13 protein-coding genes are annotated in these 19,073 nt (G+C 70.8%); 3 read left to right on the top strand and 10 right to left on the bottom strand.

Translation table 11 applies throughout. The features are described 5' to 3' along the window. Positions 1-20 precede the first annotated feature (20 nt). On the top strand, positions 21-764 hold the full coding sequence (locus AB0P24_RS20200; RefSeq protein WP_365795794.1) for a hypothetical protein: 744 nt from the start codon (positions 21-23) through the stop codon (positions 762-764). Between the two features lie 213 nt (positions 765-977). On the opposite strand, the gene AB0P24_RS20205 is transcribed toward AB0P24_RS20200, so the two are convergent. From AB0P24_RS20205 to AB0P24_RS20235, 7 genes are all read right to left on the bottom strand, one after another. Further along, entirely contained in the window at positions 978-3,524 is a 2,547-nt protein-coding gene (locus tag AB0P24_RS20205; protein ID WP_365795796.1) for a sensor histidine kinase KdpD, read from the bottom strand. A 1-nt stretch (position 3,525) separates the two neighbouring features. Continuing rightward, the gene (locus tag AB0P24_RS20210; RefSeq protein ID WP_365795798.1) at positions 3,526-4,209 is read right to left on the bottom strand and encodes a response regulator transcription factor; all 684 of its coding nucleotides are present in this window, start codon (positions 4,207-4,209) and stop codon (positions 3,526-3,528) included. A gap of 133 nt (positions 4,210-4,342) precedes the next feature. Next, entirely contained in the window at positions 4,343-5,011 is a 669-nt protein-coding gene (locus AB0P24_RS20215; RefSeq protein ID WP_365795800.1) for a potassium-transporting ATPase subunit C, read from the bottom strand. 5 nt (positions 5,012-5,016) lie between these two features. Then, positions 5,017-7,149, bottom strand: coding sequence for a potassium-transporting ATPase subunit KdpB (gene kdpB / locus AB0P24_RS20220; RefSeq protein WP_365795802.1), 2,133 nt, complete (start codon positions 7,147-7,149; stop codon positions 5,017-5,019). Beyond that, positions 7,146-8,810, bottom strand: coding sequence for a potassium-transporting ATPase subunit KdpA (gene kdpA, locus AB0P24_RS20225; protein WP_365795804.1), 1,665 nt, complete (start codon positions 8,808-8,810; stop codon positions 7,146-7,148). Before kdpA ends, kdpB begins: the two co-directional genes overlap by 4 nt. Positions 8,811-8,818: 8 nt before the next feature. After that, entirely contained in the window at positions 8,819-8,908 is a 90-nt protein-coding gene (gene kdpF / locus AB0P24_RS20230; RefSeq protein WP_016434100.1) for a K(+)-transporting ATPase subunit F, read from the bottom strand. 257 nt (positions 8,909-9,165) lie between these two features. Beyond that, positions 9,166-11,028 carry an APC family permease gene (locus AB0P24_RS20235; RefSeq protein ID WP_365795806.1) on the bottom strand — a complete coding sequence of 621 codons (1,863 nt, stop codon included), beginning with the start codon at positions 11,026-11,028 and terminating at the stop codon, positions 9,166-9,168. 285 nt (positions 11,029-11,313) lie between these two features. On the opposite strand from AB0P24_RS20235, the gene AB0P24_RS20240 reads away from it, so the two are divergent. After that, entirely contained in the window at positions 11,314-11,871 is a 558-nt protein-coding gene (locus AB0P24_RS20240) for a hypothetical protein (protein WP_365795808.1), read from the top strand. 3 nt (positions 11,872-11,874) lie between these two features. Here AB0P24_RS20240 and AB0P24_RS20245 read toward each other — a convergent pair whose 3' ends face one another. After that, complete coding sequence (locus AB0P24_RS20245) at positions 11,875-12,681, bottom strand: DUF4118 domain-containing protein (RefSeq protein ID WP_365795810.1); 807 nt, start codon at positions 12,679-12,681, stop codon at positions 11,875-11,877. Beyond that, positions 12,681-15,176, bottom strand: a complete 2,496-nt coding sequence (locus AB0P24_RS20250; protein WP_365795812.1) for an ATP-binding protein — start codon at positions 15,174-15,176, stop codon at positions 12,681-12,683. Before AB0P24_RS20250 ends, AB0P24_RS20245 begins: the two co-directional genes overlap by 1 nt. A 236-nt stretch (positions 15,177-15,412) precedes the next feature. Between AB0P24_RS20250 and AB0P24_RS20255 the strand changes: the two genes are divergently transcribed. Beyond that, positions 15,413-16,987: a Na+/H+ antiporter gene (locus AB0P24_RS20255; RefSeq protein WP_365795814.1), complete on the top strand. Its 1,575-nt coding sequence runs from the start codon at positions 15,413-15,415 to the stop codon at positions 16,985-16,987. 108 nt (positions 16,988-17,095) lie between these two features. Here the strand turns inward: AB0P24_RS20255 and AB0P24_RS20260 are convergent, their stop codons facing one another. Further along, on the bottom strand, positions 17,096-18,466 hold the full coding sequence (locus tag AB0P24_RS20260; RefSeq protein WP_365795816.1) for a hypothetical protein: 1,371 nt from the start codon (positions 18,464-18,466) through the stop codon (positions 17,096-17,098). Positions 18,467-19,073: the final 607 nt, after the last annotated feature.

The raw sequence follows: 19,073 nt of genomic DNA on the forward strand, positions 1-19,073 counted from the left end.
CCCATGAGGACGGTACAGCCATGCCTTCTTTCGACACTCCCGAAGCGTTTTCGGTCACCGCCTACGTGTACGCCGGCTCCATCCGCGTCGTCGCGGGCGACCGCCTCGACACCATCGTCGAGGTGCGGCCCCGCGACCCCGAGAAGGACCTCGACGTACGGGCGGCCGACCAGACCGAGATCGCGCACGCGGGCGGCGTCCTGACCGTCACCACGCCCAGGGCCAAATCTGCTCGGACGTGGCGGCACCGCCTCGACACCATGGGCCCGCTGCACCTGAAGCCGTCGCACGGCCTGAGCACCGTCGACCGGGCCGAAGGCGCGGCCGAGATCATCAGCAGCACCGGCACCGTGCGCGTCGGCCTCTTCGACGGCCCCGCCGTCCTGAAGAAATCGAACGGCGTCACGACCGTCGGCACCACGACCAACGGCTACCTGCGCATCGCCGAAGTCGCCCGCTGCGAAGTCCAGTTGCAGACCACCAACGGCTCCGTCGAGGTCGGCATCCGCGAGAGCACCGTCGCCTGGCTCGACATCAGCTACAACCACGGGAAGGTACGCAACACGCTCGCCGCTTCTCAGGCGCCGGAGCAGACCGCGGACACCGTCAAGATCCGCGCACGGACCAACTGGGGCAACATCGACGTTCTCCCGCGCCCGGCCCGCAACGACCGGGCCGTCCTCGACGGCATCGCCCTGCGCATCCCGACGGGGGTCAGCCGAGATGCGCCCCGAAAGGGCAACCGGGCGGGCTTGAGCGACTGACTCGCCCCTGTGCGTACTGCTGTCGTCGGCGGGGTTCGCCGATGTCGCGGAAGGTTGGGGCGGGCCGTCCCGAAACCGACGCCGGACCGCACCGACCCCGGAGCGTCGGCATGGAGGTTTCGCCTGCTCAGAGGCGCCCCTGCGGGAACCGTGCATGAGCAGGCGTACGTCGGTGTTTCTCCACCGCCCACCGAGCCCCGTCGGCGATGCCCCTCAGGAGCCGGCCGCCGTCGGCAGGTCCGGTTGCTTCGGCCGCTCGCGCTCCGGTGCCGTCGGTACCGCGAGGACCATGGTGAGGCCGCCGCCGGGAGTGTCCTCGGCGTCGAGGGAGCCGCCGATGGCCTCGGCGAAGCCGCGGGCGACCGCGAGACCGAGACCGACGCCGACACCGCGGGGTGAGTCCCCGTACCGCTGGAAGGGTTCGAAGATCTGTTCCTTGGCCTCGTCGGGGACGCCAGGTCCGCGGTCGACGACCCGTACCTCGACCCGGTCGGCGAGGGCGCTCGCCGACACCAGGACCCGCTCCCCCGGCGCGCTGTACTTGACGGCGTTCTCGACGACGTTGGCGACGGCCCGCTCCAGCAGCCCCCGGTCGACGTACACCATGGGAAGCGTCTCCGGGATGTCCAGCTCCACGCTGTCCTCGGGGACCCCGCCGAGCGCCATGGGGACGACCTCGTCCAGGTCGGTCTCCCGAATGATGGGGGTGACGGTACCGGTCTGCAGGCGGGACATGTCGAGAAGGTTGCCGACGAGGTGGTCGAGGCGGTCGGCGCCCTCCTCTATGGCCTCCAGCAACTCGGCCTGGTCCTGTTCGGACCACTCGACGTCGTCGGAGCGCAGCGAGGACACCGCGGCCTTGATTCCGGCGAGCGGGGTGCGCAGGTCGTGGCTGACGGCCGCGAGCAGGGCGGTGCGGATGCGGTTGCCCTCGGCCAGTTCCTTGGCCCGGTCGGCTTCGCGCTGCAGGCGCTGGCGGTCCAGGACGACCGCGGCCTGCGCGGCGAACGCGGCCAGCACCCTGCGGTCGGCGGCCGGCAGCACCCGCCCGCGCAGGGACAGGGCCATGTGGTCGCCGACCGCTACGTCCACGTCCGCGTCCTCCGGGGCCTCGGCCGGCCGGGGTCCCACGCTGCCGGCGCAGGTCCAGGGGGTCGTCTCGTCGATCCGCTCCAGCAGGGCCGCCGACTCCATGCCGAAGGTCTCGCGGACCCGTTCCAGCAGCGCTTCCAGCGTGGTCTCGCCGCGCAGGATGTTCCCGGCGAGGAAGGAGAGGATCTCCGACTCGGCGCGCAGCCGGGCCGCCTGGTGGGTGCGCCGGGCCGCGAGGTCCACCACCGAGGCCACGGACAGGGCTACCCCGACGAAGATCGCGATGGCGACGATGTTCTTCGGGTCGGCGATGGTGAGGGTGTGGACTGGTGGGGTGAAGAACCAGTTGAGCAGCAGCGAGCCGACCACGGCGGAGGCCAGCGCGGGGAAGAGGCCGCCCACGAGGGCCGCCGCCACCGTCAGGCTGAGGAACAGCAGCATGTCGTTGGCGAGACCGACATCCGGAACGGCGCTGGTGAGCAGCCAGGCGAGCAGGACGGGGCCGAGCACCCCGACGAACCAGCCCCACACGACCCGGGCTCGTCCCAGACGTGCTCCGCGCGCCACCGGCAGTCCGCGGCCCTTGCCGACCTCGTCGTGGGTGATGAGGTGGACGTCGAGGTCGGGGCCCGACTCGCGCGCGACGGTGGCGCCGACGCCCGGTCCGAAGACGTACTGCCAGCCTCGGCGCCGGGAGACACCGAGCACGATCTGGGTGGCGTTCACCCCTCGGGAGAAGTCGAGCAGGGCGGCCGGGATGTCGTCGCCGACGACCTGGTGGAAGGTGCCGCCGAGGTCCTCCACCAGGGTGCGCTGGACGGCCAGTTCCTTCGGGGAGGCCGAGGTCAGCCCGTCGCTGCGGGAGATGTAGACGGCGAGCACCTCGCCGCCGGCCCCCTTCTCCGCCAGCCGCGCGGCCCGCCGGATCAGCGTCCGCCCCTCCGGGCCGCCGGTCAGCCCGACCACGATCCGCTCACGCGAACCCCAGATCGTCGAGACCCGGTGTTCACTGCGGTACTCGGTGAGATACTCGTCGACCCGGTCGGCCACCCACAGCAGCGCCAGTTCACGCAGGGCGGTGAGGTTTCCGGGCCGGAAGTAGTTGGAGAGAGCCGCGTCGACCTTGTCCGACTTGTAGATGTTGCCGTGCGCCATCCGGCGGCGCAGCGCCTCCGGGGACATGTCGACCAGCTCGATCTGATCGGCACGTCGTACGACCTCGTCCGGCACGGTCTCCCGCTGCCGCACCCCGGTGATCGACTCGACCACGTCACCCAGCGACTCCAGGTGCTGGATGTTGACGGTGGAGACGACGTCGATGCCCGCCGCGAGCAGTTCCTCCACGTCCTGCCAGCGCTTGGTGTTCCGCGAGCCGGGGACGTTGGTGTGGGCGAGTTCGTCCACCAGGGCGACGGCGGGGGCGCGGCGCAGTACCGCGTCCACATCCATTTCGGTGAAGGTCGCGCCCCGGTACTCCAGTTCCTTGCGCGCCACCTGTTCCAGGCCGTGCAGCATCACCTCGGTGCGCGGCCGGTGGTGGTGTTCCACGAAGGCGACCACACAGTCGGTGCCCCGCTCGATACGGCGGTGCGCCTCCGACAGCATCGCGTACGTCTTTCCGACGCCGGGTGCCGCGCCGAGGTAGATCCGGAGCTTGCCGCGTGCCATGTCATCCTTCGAAGCGGTAGCCCATGCCGGGCTCGGTGATCAGATAGCGGGGGTGTGACGGGTCCGTCTCCAGCTTGCGACGCAGCTGGGCCATGTAAACGCGCAGGTAGTTGGTCTTGTTGCTCTGTGAGACGCCCCAGACCTCCTGGAGGAGGTACTTCTGCGTGATCAGCCTGCCCGGGTTGGTCACCAGGATCTCCAGCAGGTGCCACTCGGTCGGCGTCAGCCGCACGTCCCGCCCGTCCCGGACGACCTTCTTCGCGAGCAGGTCGATGCTGAAGCCGTCCGTCTCGACCTGGGTTGCCTCCGGCACCAGCGGCACGTCCTCGGTACGGCGGACCGCGGCTCGCAGCCTGGCCAGCAGTTCATCCATGCTGAACGGTTTGGTGATGTAGTCGTCGGCGCCCGCGTCCAGCGCGGCAACCTTCTCGTCGGAGGCCTGCCGGGCGGACAGCACCAGGATCGGTACCCGGGTCCAGCCGCGCAGCGCCTTGATGACGTCGACGCCGTCCATGTCGGGCAGCCCGAGATCGAGCATCACCACGTCCGGCTGACGCGCGGCCGCCAGCCGGAGGGCTGTGGCGCCGTCGGGCGCCGCGTCCACGCCGTATTGACGTGCCTGCAGGTTGATGACGAGGGCTCGTACGAGCTGCGGGTCGTCCTCCACCACGAGCACCCTGGTCATGGGTGTTTGCCCTTCCTGTCGTACGTCGGGCCGGGCTGCGCCGGACATGGGACAGCCGATTTCACGGCTACGGGAGTTGGCGGCATCGGGACGCCTCCCGGCCGCCAACCCCCGTTCGTGTCGCATAAGCCCATCAGTGCTTCGTCACAAGGTCCTTGAGCGCGATGTTGAGTTCGAGGACGTTCACCCGGGGCTCACCGATGAAGCCGAGGGTGCGGCCGTCGGTGCGGTCCTTGACCAGCTTCTCCACCGTGGAGACGGACAGGCCGTTCTTCTCGGCGACCCGGTGGACCTGGAGCTCGGCGTAGGCCGGGGAGATGTCCGGGTCCAGGCCGGAGCCGGAGGACGTCACCGCGTCGGCCGGTACCTCGCTCGCCTTGACCGTGTACCCGGGGACCGAGTTGTCCTTGATGACGGCGGCCTTGGCGTCCTCCACCTGCTGGATGAGCACCTTGTTGTCGGCGGACAGGTTGGTCGCGCCCGAAAGGATCAGCCTGTACCGGGTGTTGACGCTGTTGCTCCCGAGCCCGTTGGCGGGGCGGCCCTGGAACCACCGCAGGTCCGCGTCCGGGGTCTGCCGGCCCTTCTTCAGCGGCAGGTTGTACGACTGCCCGATCAGGGACGAGCCGACGACCTTGCCGTCCGACTTGATCTCGGAGCCGTTCGCCTTGCCGGGGAACAGCGCCTGGGCGACGCCGGTGACGACCAGCGGGTAGATGACGCCGGTGACCAGGGTCAGCACGAGGAGGGCGCGCAGGCCCGCCCCGAGCAATCGGACCGTGCTGGATACGGAGTTGTTCATGGCGATCAGCCGATTCCGGGGATGAGGGAGATGAGCAGGTCGATGATCTTGATGCCGATGAACGGCGCGATCAGACCGCCGATGCCGTAGATCGTGAGGTTGCGCCGGAGCATCTTGTCGGCGCTGACCGGCCGGTACTGCACGCCCTTCAGGGAGAGCGGCACCAGCGCGATGATGATCAGCGCGTTGAAGACGACCGCGGACAGGATCGCGGAGTCGGGCGAGGACAGGTGCATGATGTTGAGTTTGTCCAGGCCCGGGTAGACGGCCGCGAACAGCGCCGGGATGATCGCGAAGTACTTCGCGACGTCGTTGGCGATCGAGAACGTGGTCAACGCGCCCCGGGTGATCAGCAGTTGCTTGCCGATCTCGACGATCTCGATGAGCTTGGTCGGGTTGGAGTCGAGGTCGACCATGTTGCCGGCCTCCTTGGCGGCCGACGTACCCGTGTTCATCGCGACGCCGACGTCCGCCTGGGCCAGCGCGGGCGCGTCGTTGGTGCCGTCACCGGTCATCGCGACCAGCTTGCCGCCCGCCTGCTCCCGCTTGATGAGGGCCATCTTGTCCTCGGGAGTGGCCTCGGCGAGGAAGTCGTCGACGCCCGCCTCCTCGGCGATCGCCTTCGCGGTCAGCGGGTTGTCGCCCGTGATCATGACGGTCTTGATGCCCATGCGGCGCAGTTCCCCGAACCGCTCGCGCATGCCGTCCTTGACGACGTCCTTGAGGTGGATGACGCCCAGGATCCGGGCGCCCTCGGCGTCCTCGACCGCGACGAGCAGCGGAGTGCCGCCCGCCTGGGAGATGGCAGCCGCGAGGGTGCCGGCGTCCTCGGCGACGGTGCCGCCCTGCTCCTGGACCCAGGCGATGACCGAGCCGGCCGCGCCCTTGCGGATCTTCCGGCCGTCGACGTCCACACCCGACATCCGGGTCTGGGCGGTGAAGGCGATCCACTCGGCGTGCGCCAGCTCGCCCTGGTGCCGCTCGCGCAGCCCGTACCTCTCCTTCGCCAGGACGACGACGGAGCGGCCCTCGGGCGTCTCGTCGGCCAGCGACGACAGCTGGGCCGCGTCGGCCACCTCGGCCTCCGTCGTACCGCTGACCGGCACGAACCCGGACGCCTGCCGGTTGCCGAGGGTGATGGTGCCGGTCTTGTCGAGCAGCAGCGTGGAGACGTCCCCGGCGGCCTCGACCGCGCGCCCGGACATGGCGAGGACGTTGCGCTGGACCAGCCGGTCCATGCCGGCGATGCCGATCGCGGAGAGCAGCCCGCCGATGGTGGTCGGGATCAGGCAGACGAGAAGGGCGACCAGCACGACCATCGTCAGGTGGGTGCCCGCGTAGTCGGCGAAGGGCGGCAGGGTGGCGACGGCCAGCAGGAAGACGATGGTCAGCGAGGCGAGCAGGATGTTCAGCGCGATCTCGTTCGGCGTCTTCTGCCGGGCCGCGCCCTCGACGAGGCTGATCATCCGGTCGATGAAGGTCTCGCCCGGCCTCGTCGTGATCTTGATGACGATCCGGTCGGACAGCACCTTCGTACCGCCGGTCACCGCACTGCGGTCACCGCCGGACTCGCGGATGACCGGAGCCGACTCACCGGTGATCGCCGACTCGTCGACGGAGGCGACGCCCTCGATGACGTCTCCGTCACCGGGGATGATGTCGCCGGCCTCGCAGACGACCAGGTCACCGATCCTCAGCTCGGTGCCGGGCACCTGCTCCTCGGTGTCCCCGACGAGCCGACGCGCGATCGTGTCGGTCTTGGCCTTGCGCAGGGTGTCCGCCTGGGCCTTGCCGCGGCCCTCGGCGACCGCCTCCGCGAGGTTCGCGAAGATCACGGTCAGCCAGAGCCAGGCGCTGATGGTCCAGCCGAACCAGTCGCCGGGGTCCTTGAGGGAGAAGACCGTGGTCAGGACGGAGCCGACCCACACCACGAACATCACGGGCGACTTGACCATCACCCGCGGATCGAGCTTGCGGCAGGCGTCCGGCAGCGACTTCAAAAGCTGCTTGGGATCGAACAGGCCCGCGCCGACACGGCCCTCGGCGGGCTTGTGCCCGGTGGGGACGTCGCTGTGCGGCGCCCGGGTCGGGGTGACTGTGGACATGGAGTCCTCTGACTTCTCTATACGGGTGGTCATGACGCCAGCCCCTCGGCGAGCGGCCCCAGCGCCAGGGCCGGGAAGTAGGTCAGACCGGTGATGATCAGGATCGCGCCGACGAGCAGGCCGGTGAAGAGCGGCTTCTCGGTGCGCAGGGTGCCGGCCGTGGCCGGGACGGGCTTCTGCTCGGCGAGCGAGCCGGCCAGGGCCAGGACGAACACCATCGGCAGGAAACGGCCGAGCAGCATCGCCAGTCCGGTCATGGTGTTGAACCAGTCGGTGTTCGCGTTCAGCCCGGCGAAGGCCGAGCCGTTGTTGTTCGCCGCGGAGCTGAAGGCGTACAGCACCTCGGAGAAGCCGTGCGCGCCGGAGTTCAGCATGGAGTGCGGCGGGGTCGGCAGCGCCATGGAAGCAGCCGTGAAGATCAGCACCAGGGCCGGGGTGATCAGGATGTAGCAGGCCGACAGCTTGATCTCACGGGAGCCGATCTTCTTGCCCAGGTACTCGGGCGTACGGCCGACCATCAGACCGGCGATGAACACCGCGATGACCGCCATGATCAGCATGCCGTAGAGACCGGAACCGGTGCCACCGGGGGCGATCTCGCCCAGCTGCATGCCCAGGATGGTGATGCCGCCGCCGAGGCCGGTGAAGGAGGAGTGGAAGGAGTCCACCGCCCCGGTCGAGGTGAGCGTGGTCGACACCGCGAAGATCGACGAGGAGCCGACCCCGAAGCGGACCTCCTTGCCCTCGTACGCCCCACCCGCGGCCTGGAGCGCCGCACCGTGGTGGGCGAACTCGGTCCACATCATCAGGGCGACGAAGCCGACCCAGATGGTGAACATCGTGGCGAGGATCGCGTAGCCCTGCTTCACCGAGCCGACCATCACACCGAAAGTGCGAGTCAGGGAGAACGGGATCACCAGCAGCAGGAAGATCTCGAACAGGTTGGTGAACGGGGTCGGGTTCTCGAAGGGGTGGGCGCTGTTGGCGTTGAAGTAACCGCCGCCGTTCGTGCCGAACTCCTTGATGGCCTCCTGGGAGGCGACCGCGCCGCCGTTCCACTGCTGCGAGCCGCCCAGGAACTGACCGACCTCGTGGATACCGGAGAAGTTCTGGATCGCACCGCAGGCGACCAGCACGATCGCGGCGATCGCCGCGCCCGGCACCAGGATCCGCAGTGTGCCGCGCACCAGATCCGCCCAGAAATTGCCGAGTTCACCGGTGCGTGAGCGCGCGAACCCGCGCACCAACGCGACCGCGACGGCGATACCGACAGCCGCCGACACGAAGTTCTGCACGGCCAGACCGGCGGTCTGCACGACGTGCCCCATGGTCTGCTCGCCGTAGTACGACTGCCAGTTCGTGTTGGTCACGAAGGAGACGGCCGTGTTGAACGACTGCGCCGGGTTGACCGAGGAGAAGCCGAGCGAACCGGGCAGGATGCCCTGGAGCCGCTGCAGCAGGTACAGGAAGAGAACGCTGACGGCCGAGAAGGCGAGGACCCCGCGCAGATAGGCGGGCCAGCGCATCTCGGTGTCGGGGTTGGCACCGATGGCCTTGTAGATCCACTTCTCCACCCGCCAGTGCTTGTCGGAGGAGTACACCTTGGCCATGTAGGTGCCGAGCGGGATGTAGGCGAGGGCCAGCGCGCCTATGAGTGCGAGCAGCTGGAGGAAGCCTGCGAGTACGGGACTCATGTCGTGGCTCAGAACCTCTCCGGGAAGATCAGGGCGAGGACGAGATAACCCAGCAGGGCGACGGCCACGACCAGGCCGACGATGTTCTCGGCGGTCACAGCTTCGTCACCCCCTTGGCGACGAGAGCCACCAGCGCAAAGGCCGCGACCGTGGCGACGACGAAGGCCAGATCGGCCATCGCGAACTCCTGAAGTGAGGTTCGGTTGGAACGGACGCTTAGAGGAAAGCGCCTCTCCGGCCGGTTTCGGCCACCCGTTGACGGCTCTCTTACGGCAGTGCGCACGGCCTTGACGGGACTCTTACGGCCCTGACTCGTACCGACCAGTAAGGCCGCTGTGACCGGCGGTGACCCGGTTCACAGCCTGAAGCGCAGCCGGCAGATCACCGCGTCCGACTCACGCCGTACGGCATGCGCGACCACGGTCCCCCGCTGGTTCTGGAGCAGCCGCTGCCACAAGCGCTCCGGCTCGGACTCCGGGATCAGCACGGTGACCCGCGCGCCCGCCTCGGCGGCGGCCGTCTCCCGGACGTATGCGGCGATGGGACGGCCCAGGCCGCGCCGCTCGCAGGCCAGCCGGACCAGCGGCACCCCAGGGTCCCATTCCGCCCAGGCACGCTCCAGGGCGTGCAGGGCGGCGCGGTCCTCGGGGTCCGTGTAGCACACGGTCACCGCGCGGACCTCGTCGCCGAGGGAGGTGGCCGCCGTGAGAGCCTCCGACGTCAGCCGGGACAGGGACGAGACGGGGACGATCACCAGGGAGCGCTCGCGGTGCGGTGGCTCCGGTATGCGGCCGAGGCCCAGCCGTTCACCGATGCGGCCGTAGGCGCGGTGCACGGTCTCGAAGGCGACCACGAGCAGCGGCAGGGCGATCACGATCAGCCAGGCGCCCTCCTCGAACTTGCTCGCTGTGACGACGACGGTCGCGACACCGGTGAGCAGCGCGCCGAAGCCGTTGAGCAGGGCCTTGCCGCGCCATCCGGGACTGTGCACCTCCCGCCCGTCCGCCCTGCGTTCCCGCCGCCAGTGCCGGACCATGCCGATCTGGGCGATGGTGAAGCCGACGAAGACGCCGATCGCGAACATCGGCACGAGCGTGTTGGTGTCGCCGCCGGAGAACACGAGCAGCGCCGCCGAGACGACCGCCAGGGCCAGCACGCCGTGCCGGTGCACCTGACGGTCGGCCTTCAGGGCGAAGACGTGCGGGGCGTAGTTGTCCCGGGCCAGCAGCTTCAGCAGCACCGGCAGCCCGCCGAAGGACGTGTTCGCGGACAGCGCCAGCAGGATCATCGTCGCGAACTGGATGACGTAGAAAGCCCAGTTGTGGCCGAGCGAGGCGTCCGCCAACTGGGCGAGGACAGTGACGCCCTCGACCGGTTGGAGGTGGAAGCGGCCGATCAGCACCGACAGACCGATCAGCATCACACCGAGGACGGCCCCGAGGCCGACCTCCGCTCGCTGGGCCCGCCTGACGCGCGGGACGCGGAAGGAAGGGACGGCGTTGGCGATGGCCTCCACACCCGTCAGCGCGGCACAACCTGAGGCGAAAGCTTTCAGCAGAAGCAGTGCGCCCACGCTGGAGGCGTTGTCGGCCAGCACGGAGGCGTGACCGGCCGCGGTGGCGGTGCTGACAGGGTGGGAGCGGAACAGTCCGACGGCGATGAGCACGAAGATCGAGCCGACGAACACGACCGTCGGCACGATGAACGCCTTGGCGGACTCCACGATGCCCCGCAGGTTGACGCCCGTGATCAGGGCGAGCACTGCCAGGCACAGCCACAACCGGTCGCCGTAGAGAGCCGGGAAGGCGGAAGTCAGGGCGGCCACGCCGGCCGTGACGGCGACGGCGACGTTGAGCACGTAGTCCAGCACCAGGGAGGCCGCCGCCACCAGGCTGGTGCGTGCGCCCAGGTGGGTCTTCGCCACGGCGTAGGAGCCACCGCCGTCCGGGAAGGCCGCGATCACCTGCCGGTACGACGCCACCAGCACCGCCAGCAACGCGGCGATGGCCAGCGTGACCGGCAGCGTGAAGCCGAGACCGTGCGCGCCGGCGACGGCCAGCACGAGGACGATCGCCTCGGGCCCGTAGGCCACCGACGCCATCGCGTCCAGCGACAGGGCCGCGAGCCCCGTGACGGCGGTCAGGCGATGGCGCTCGCCGGTATCAGGCGGCTCGTTGCCGGCGGGTACGGCATCCGGCTCGACGGTCAGGACGGACATGGGCGCGTGCTCCTTCTTTCTCCGGCCGCGCACAAGGCTTGAAGTACGCACGGCTGCACCCAGGTTCTGTCCGGCTCCCGCCGCGTCCGACTGTTCCTTGCGGCATCTTCGCGCCGGAACCGTCGACCTTGACGGGACCTTGACGGTCATGTGATCTGCGCGACTGCCGTATGCCGCGGCACAGGTGACGCGCCCCGCGGCCAAGCGCAAGGAACCGCCGGAGAGGCGTCAGTAACGCATCAAAGGGGTGCCGGTCGGATTCTTCCGGTCACTATCGTCGACACCGTGGGAACCCATGAGGACGAGTACGGAGGACCGCTCGACGCACCTGCGGACGGACCCGACGAGGCGGCGAACGACGTCGAGTGGAGACGGGAGTTGTGGGCCGCCGCCCGCTGTGCCGGCGTACTGCTGGCGCTCCTGCTGCTGCTCGACTGGGGCTCCGGCCGGATCACCGCGTGGCGCTCCGCGCTGTGGCTCTTTCTCGCCGGGCTGCTCTTCGTCCTCCTGTGTCCCGCCCGGGTGTCCGCAGGCGGGAACTGGCTGGTGGCACGCGGACTGGTGCGCGAGCGCCGGGTGCGCACGGACCGGCTGGTGTCGGTCCGCTGCCTGGACGGCATCTCCCAACGGCTTCTGCTGCGGGACGCCCTGGGTGGCCGCGTCGAGATCGACCCCGAGGTCCTGGTGCGCAATCCGCAACTGTGGGCGCGCCTTGACGCGGGCGCGCGGAAGGCCGCCGCCGAGGGCTCGCTGCTGTGCGGCACGACCGCCCTGCATCGCGTCGCCCTGCGCGTGGACGAGGAGACCGCCCACGCCGTGTTCAGAGCCTCCGGCCTGGAATGAGCCTCAGCCGTTCCTGACCGGCCCGGCGGTGTCCAGCGCCGACCCGGTCTGGTCGGCGAGCGTCACCGCCACGAGCCGGGCCTGGAGCGGGGGTACCTGTCCCGGGCCGGGGGTGAGCATGAAGCGGCCGAGGTAGTGCCCGTTGCCGTAGGTGCGCAGTTCGATCTCGCCCTCGGGCCAGCCGGCGGCGTCCACGTCCCAGGGGCGTTTGCCCACCGTCAGGCTGCCGTTGCTCCGCAGGCGTGGCGGCTGCCCCAGGAGCGTGCCGTACTCGAAGCGGCAGGCGCGCAGGCCGAGGATGTCGGTGAGTTCGTGCCGTACGTGGTCGACGACGGTGTCCGTGGAGCGGGCGGACCGCGCGAGGTCGGCCGTGGTGTGGATCCGCGCGAGGTACCCCGCGTCGGTCACCGTGATGACCTCCAGACGCCGCGCGCGGGCGGCCAGTTGAGACACGGTCAGACCGACCGCCAGGAGCAGTACCGCCGTCTCGATGTCGGCGGATGCGGTGATGTCGAACGTCTCGTAAGGCCGGGTGAGGAAGAAGTCGAACCAGGCCGCCGCAGACAGGGCCGCGACCACTCCTGCGGTACGGCTGCCGAGGGCGGCCACCGCGACGACCACGACGACGAGGACGAGTGCGGCGTTCGTGTGCGACAGGCCCGTACGGAACGGGACGAGCGCGAGGGCCACCAGGAAGGGGGCGGCCAGGCCCGCCGTCAGGGCAAGGCGGTCCCGCAGCGGCCAGGACCGGGGCGTGACACGGGTCCCTCCCCCACGGTGCAGTTTCCAACTGCCGGACACTGTGCTCATCACATGCCTCCTGCACTGCGCTCGGTCGGTACGGCACTCAGGGCCTGCGCGGCGAACGGCATTGACACGACCATCGTGAGGCCGCCGCCGGGGGTGTCCTCGGGGGTGAGGGTGCCGTTCATGGCTTCCGTCAGTCCTCGGGCCAGGGCCAGTCCGAGGCCGAGGCCGGTGGTGTTGTCGGTGTCGCCGAGCCGCTGGAAGGGCTCGAAGAGCCTCTCCCGGCCGTCGACGGGCAGACCTGGCCCGCGGTCCACGACCCGCAGCTCCACCCGGCCCGCCAGGGCACTCGCGGTGACCAGTACCTTCTTTCCTGGTGGCGTGTGGCGGGCGGCGTTGCCGACCAGGTTGGCGATCACCCGTTCCAGCAGGGGCGGATCAGCCAGCACCGCCGGAATCTCCGCCACGTCCGCCACGTCCACTCCGGGGACGTCCGCCAGTGCCATGGGCAGCACCTCCTCCAGCGAGGTGGCCCTCAGGTTCAGGGAAAGCGCGCCCGCTTCCAGACGGCTGAGGTCGAGGAGGTTCTCCACCAGCCGGTTGAGCTTGGCCATGGATTCGTCGGCGGTGGCGAGGAGTTCGTCGCGGTCCTCGGCGGAGAAGTCCACGTCCCGGCTGCGCAGGGAGGTGACCGCGGCCCAGCCCGCAGCGAGCGGGGTGCGCAGGTCGTGGCCGACGGCCCGCAGCAGGGCCGTGCGCAGCCGGTCGGCGGCCTTCACCGGCTCCACCTCGGCGGCAGCCTCGGCGAGCCGGGCCCGTTCGACGGCGGAGCCCACGTGTGCGGCGAACGCGGCCAGGACCCGGCGTTCGGACGACGACAGGGTGCGGCCCCGCAGCGCGAGGCAGGCGCCGGGGCCCGCGGGGACAGCTGTCACCCCGGGCGCGGTCGGCGGCTCGTCCAGCAGGTCGGCCGACTCCATCCCGAAGGTCTCCCGGGTCCGCTCCAGCAGGGCGGGGATGGTCGCTTCGCCGCGCACGATGCTGCCGGCCAGCGACGACATGGTCTCCGCCTCGGCCGTCGCCCGTGCCGAGCGGCGTGACAGGCGCAGCGACCGGTCCACCACGGCGGCCACGGTCGCGGCCACGACCGCGAACACGGCAAGGGCCAGCAGAGCGTTCGGGTCGTCGAGGGTGAAGGCGCCGATGGGCGGGATGAACCAGTAGTTGAGCAGCAGGGACGCGGTCACCGAGGCGATCACCGCCGAGACGACCCCGCCTATGCAGGCCACGCCCACCACGGCGAGCAGGAACAGCAGGGCCTCACTGGTCAGGTTCAGCGTGCCCCGTAGCTGGGCGAGCACGACCGTCAGCAGCACCGGAAGCACCAGCCCGGCCACCGGACCGGCGATCAGCCGGGCCGTCGACAGCGTGCGGCGCCTCGACGGCAGGAGTGTGCCGCGCCCGGCCCGTTCATGGGTGACCCGGTGCACGTCGATGTCGCCGGACAGCTCGGTGACCGTCTCCCCGGTGCCGGGCCCGGTCAGGAACCGGGCGAGCCGGCCGCGGCGGCTGGTGCCCAGGACGAGCTGGGTGGCGTTCTCGGCCCGCGCGAACTCGACGAGGGCGGCGGCCACGTCGTCGCCGACCACCGAGTGGTAGCTACCGCCGAGATCTTCGGCCAGCCGGCGCTGCCGGGCCAGCGAAGCGTGCGAGACCCCGGCCGCGAGGCCGTCGCTGCGGGCCACGTGGACGGCGAGCAGGTCGCCGCCCGCCGACCGGTCCGCGATACGGGCGGCCCGCCGGATCAGCGTGTCCCCCTCCTGGCCTCCGGTCAGGGCGACGACCACCCGTTCGCGCGTCTCCCACACCCGGCCGATGCCGTGCTGCGCGCGGTACTCGTGCAGCGCCTCGTCGACCCGGTCCGCCGTCCACAGCAGCGCCAGCTGCCGTAGCGCGGTCAGATTGCCGGCCCGGAAGTAGTTGGCGAGGGCCGCGTCGACCTTCTCGGGCGCGTAGATGTTGCCGTGTGCCATCCGGCGGCGCAGTCCCTCGGGTGGAATGTCCACCAGCTCGATCTGCCAGGCACGCCGTACGACCTCATCCGGGACGGTCTCGTGCTGGGGCACCCCGGTGATCTTCTCGACCACGTCGTTGAGGGACTCCAGGTGCTGGATGTTCACCGCGGTGATCACGTCGATACCGGCGCCCAGCAGCGCCTCGATGTCCTGCCATCGCTTGGGGTTGCGGCTCTCACCTGGGACGTTGGTGTGGGCGAACTCGTCCACGATCGCGACCTGCGGCCGACGCGTGAGCAGCGCGGCCAGGTCCATCTCCTGGAAGTGGCCACCGCGGTAGGAGCAGGAGGTTCGGGGGACGGCCTCCAGGCCGTCGAGCATCGCCTCGGTGCTCGGGCGCCCGTGGCACTCCGCGAACCCCACCACCACATCCGCCCCGCGCGAGGCGCGGCGCCGCCCCTCGTCGAGCATCCGGTAGGTCTTGCCGACCCCCGGAGCCGCCCCGAGGTACACCTTCAGTCGTCCGGGCCGTACGTCACTCATCGCCGCCGACGCGCTCCGCTCACTGGTTCAACTCCCCCGCGCACAGGGGTCCCTCCTCCCAAGGAAGCCGCTTCGCGGGCCGGTCGGCGCGGTTGTTAGCGCTTCCTTGGCGCCGGCCCCGGGGACCTTGACACTGTCTTGACGTGACCTGGCCCGATAGGGTGATGCCTGGTGTGCCGGGAAGTCTGGTCGGCCGGGAGTCACGGTGGTTCCCGTTCAGGTTCCAAGGGGACGGCATGCGCAGCGTCGGTACGGTTCTCGCCCTCGTGGTCCTCGCCACGGTGGTCGCCACCTTCGCACGCCGCTGGCGCATCCCCGCCCCCTCCCTGCTCGTGGTCGCCGGTCTCGCGGTGGCGCTGCTGCCGGGCACCCCGCAGATCGAGATCAGCCCGGATGTCATCGGCCTCGTCGTCCTCCCGCCGCTGCTGTACGCCTCCGCCGAGGAGATGCCCTGGCGTGAGCTCCACGCGGTATGGAAGCCGGTCGGCATCCTCGCCATAGGGCTGGTGCTCGCCTCCGCTGCCGCCGTCGGCGCGGTGGCGGCGCTGGTGACGCCCCTGTCCTGGCAGATGGCGTTCGTGCTGGGCGCGGTGCTGGCCAGCACCGACCCGGTCGCGGTCACCGCGCTCGGCCGCCGGCTCGCGCTGCCGCCCAGGGTCCAGGTCCTCGTCCAGGCCGAGAGCCTCTTCAACGACGCGACCTCGCTGGTACTCGTCCGGGTGGCGGCCGGCATCGCCGTGGCCTCCGCCGCCGCGAACTGGGGGGCGGCGGGCGGGGAGTTCCTGGTGCTCGCGGGCGGCGGCACGCTGATCGGCGCCGCGGTGGCCGGCGTGATCGCCCTGATCCGCCGCCGCACCGAGGACCCGGTGCTGGAGACGGTGACAGCCCTGGTCACCCCGTACGCCGCCTACCTGCTGGCGGAGGCCGCACACACCTCTGGCGTGACCTCGTGCGTCGTCGCCGGTGTGGTCCTCGGCGGCCGGGGCGACCGGCTCACCAACGCCCGCATACGACTCCAGCTGCACGCCGTGTACGGCACGGTCGTCTTCCTCCTGGAAAGCGTCGTCTTCAGCCTGATCGGGCTCGCCCTCCCCACCCAGGTGCGAGCGCTGGCCGACGGCGACCGGGCCTGGCCGCTGTACGCGCTCGCGGTCGCCGCCACCCTCATCGCCGTCCGCCTGCTCTGGCTCGCGCCCCTGTCCGCGGTCGTCCAGCGCAAGGGCGGTATCGGCCGGGTCAACTGGCGGGTGCCCATGGTGCTGACCTGGGCGGGCACCCGCGGGGTGATGCCGCTGGCCGCCGCCCTGTCCGTCCCCGAGGTCATGAAGGACGGCACCCCGCTCGCCGACCGGCCCCTGGTCCTGGTCCTGACCACCTCGGTCGTGGTCGTCACCCTCGTCGTCCAGGGCTTCACCCTCGCCCCGGCCGTCCGCGCCTCCGGCATCGCCCTGGAACCCGCCCACACCGCCCGCGAGGAGGCCGAGGCCCGCTCCCACCTCGCCCACGCCGGACTGGCCCGCCTGGAGGAGCTCGCGGAGCTGGAGGTCGTCCCGGACGTCGTCCTCGACCGGCTCCGCCGCGGCCTGGCCGCCCGCCTCGACGACGCCCGCGACCGGCTCACGGACCAGAACGGCACGCCGGCCACAACCGAGTCCGCCGACCTGGTCTACCGTCAGCTCCGCCGCGACCTCATCACCGTCGAGACCACCGAACTCAAGCGCCTCTACGACGCCCACACCATCAGCGACACCACCCGCCGCAGGCTGCAGCGGTGGCTGGACCTGGAGGAGGCGCGGCTGTCGGACGCGTAGCGCTCCGCTGGGGCAAGCCCGGTCCCTGCGGGTCGTCCGCCGTCGGCGGGTCCGCTGGGCTTACTCGCGCAGTTTGCCGCGCCCAGGGGGTGCGGTGTCCTGCGTTTGTCAGCGGAACTCCGCCAGCCGTGGCCGCAGCCCCAGCCCGGCAAAGACCATCGCCGCGCACAGCAGCCCACCCGCCCACGGCAGCAGGCCGCCCACCGCCGACCGTCCCGCGCCGACGGACGACGTGAAATGGGCGCGGTTGATGGCCGTCACCCTGTCCAGGGCGGTCATCCACGCCCCGAAGTGCGCGTTGGACGTGCCCGGCTCCCAGCCCATGCAGAACTCGACCGCTTCCTGCTCCCTCCCCGCCACCAGCAGCGCACGGACCCTGCGGTCATCACGCTGGTAGACGGCGTACGCCCGCACCGTCTGCTCCGCCGCGGCCCGCTCACCGGGGAAGGTGATGTTGGCCAGCTCGCGCCGGAACTCGCCGGTGAAACGCAGGTCGCGGTGGTCGGACTCGTACGCCTGCCAGGTGGTGGCGAGCTCGGAGTCGTACGTCGACAGGGTCACGCCCTTCAGGCCGTACAACTGCTGGGACTTGGCGAGGAACGCCGCCGCGTACTGCTCACGGCGTTGCGGGTCCAGCAGGTAGCGACTCTCGTCGGCGTTGGCGTCGTAGGCGATCGCACGGGCGCGGGAAAGGGCGACGACGGAGTCGAAGGCGTCGTGCCGGGCCACGCGCAGGTGGCCGGCGGAGGCGGAGAGCAGCTGACCGCCGAGGATCACGGCGAGCAGCGCGCAGACCGTCGCGGCCAGCACCCCGGGGTTGAGGACGCGCCGAAAGCTGCGGGCCAGATACCACTGAAGCACACCCAGCACGGTCAGCAGCAGTACGCCGAGGGCCAGCACGGCAGCGAGCTGCGCGGAGAGGTTGGAGCGGGCCGAGGTGTACTCGACTTCGAAGGCCGCGTCGTTCGAGGACACCAAGGTGCCTGCCGCGGGCAGGAGTTGGGTGCGCAGCAGGTCGGTCGCGCGGCGGTAGTCGGCGAGGGCGGCCGCTCTGCCGCCGCGACGGCCGTCGTTCTCCAGGGCGCGGCCGATCAGCTCCTGGTACTCCGCGAAGCCGTCGGTCAGCGACTCCACGGTCCTCTCGTCGACCGCGCTGCCCTGGGCGGCGACGGCGAGGGTGCGCAGATCATGCCCGATCTCCTTGCGGGCGTCGCCGTAGAAGCCGACGGCCTTCGTGTACGGCGTCTCCAGGCGCCCCTTCCCCGCGTCACCGCCGGACAACAGGATGTTGGCGGCCTGGGCGTCCATGTCGTTCAGGGCCAGGTCGAGGTCGGCCGCGCTGGTGGTACGGGGCGCGTCCCGGCCGGCCACCCCGCTCCAGGTGCCGAGGGCGCCCAGACCCGCCACCAGCAGAAGTACGGCGAGGGCGGTGGCGAGCAGGACCGTTGCCGCGCGCAGAAGGCGCAGCCGCGCGGGCACGGACGCCCAGTAGCGGCGGCGCAGAGCGGCCCGCGCGGCCCCGGCCTGCCGCCCCGGGCGCGGTCCCGGACCCGGCCCGGCCGTACGCGAAACCCCTCGCTGCCGTGGACCGGGGCTGCCCCCTGACGGGGCGGCCGCCGTTCTTCGTGGTGGTGCGCCTTCCCCGGTCCGAGAACCCTGCGCCGATCCGGCCGTGAGAGTCACGGTCCCTCCAACGTCACGCCACGGACGGTGTGCCCGTCCCCCCGTTACCGATCAGTCTGCGACCGGTTCCGGCCACCGGCGGTGTTCGTTGACGGGTTCCTGATGGCTCCTCAGCTTTGTTTGACGACACTTTGACGCCGACGGCAACCGGGCCGTATGAATGCCGCAGAGAGCCCGACCGGCACGAGGGTTGTGGCCAAGGTCCGGGCTGGATTTGCTGTGGGCCGCCGCCGGGAGACCGTGCGCGTCGGCGGGCCTCCCGGCCGAAGGAGTCCCCACTCCGAGGCGGCGCGAAGGCGGTCCGGTGCGTGCCCCCCTGGCAGGCACCCGCGCACGACGTCTGTCGTCGTCTGCGCCGACGTCCGTGCGCCTCCGCGATCAGCCCGAAGATCTGGCGGGACCT

Source organism: Streptomyces sp. NPDC086519 (assembly GCF_040686075.1).
GTDB lineage: Bacteria > Actinomycetota > Actinomycetes > Streptomycetales > Streptomycetaceae > Streptomyces > Streptomyces shenzhenensis.

Coding starts and splice junctions, on each gene's coding strand:
- AB0P24_RS20200 (WP_365795794.1), top strand. CDS start 21: ATGCCTTCTTTCGACACTCCCGAAGCGTTTTCGGTCACCGCCTACGTG.
- AB0P24_RS20205 (WP_365795796.1), bottom strand. CDS start 3,524: ATGGCACGCGGCAAGCTCCGGATCTACCTCGGCGCGGCACCCGGCGTC.
- AB0P24_RS20210 (WP_365795798.1), bottom strand. CDS start 4,209: ATGACCAGGGTGCTCGTGGTGGAGGACGACCCGCAGCTCGTACGAGCC.
- AB0P24_RS20215 (WP_365795800.1), bottom strand. CDS start 5,011: ATGAACAACTCCGTATCCAGCACGGTCCGATTGCTCGGGGCGGGCCTG.
- kdpB (WP_365795802.1), bottom strand. CDS start 7,149: ATGACCACCCGTATAGAGAAGTCAGAGGACTCCATGTCCACAGTCACC.
- kdpA (WP_365795804.1), bottom strand. CDS start 8,810: ATGAGTCCCGTACTCGCAGGCTTCCTCCAGCTGCTCGCACTCATAGGC.
- AB0P24_RS20235 (WP_365795806.1), bottom strand. CDS start 11,028: ATGTCCGTCCTGACCGTCGAGCCGGATGCCGTACCCGCCGGCAACGAG.
- AB0P24_RS20245 (WP_365795810.1), bottom strand. CDS start 12,681: ATGAGCACAGTGTCCGGCAGTTGGAAACTGCACCGTGGGGGAGGGACC.
- AB0P24_RS20250 (WP_365795812.1), bottom strand. CDS start 15,176: ATGAGTGACGTACGGCCCGGACGACTGAAGGTGTACCTCGGGGCGGCT.
- AB0P24_RS20255 (WP_365795814.1), top strand. CDS start 15,413: ATGCGCAGCGTCGGTACGGTTCTCGCCCTCGTGGTCCTCGCCACGGTG.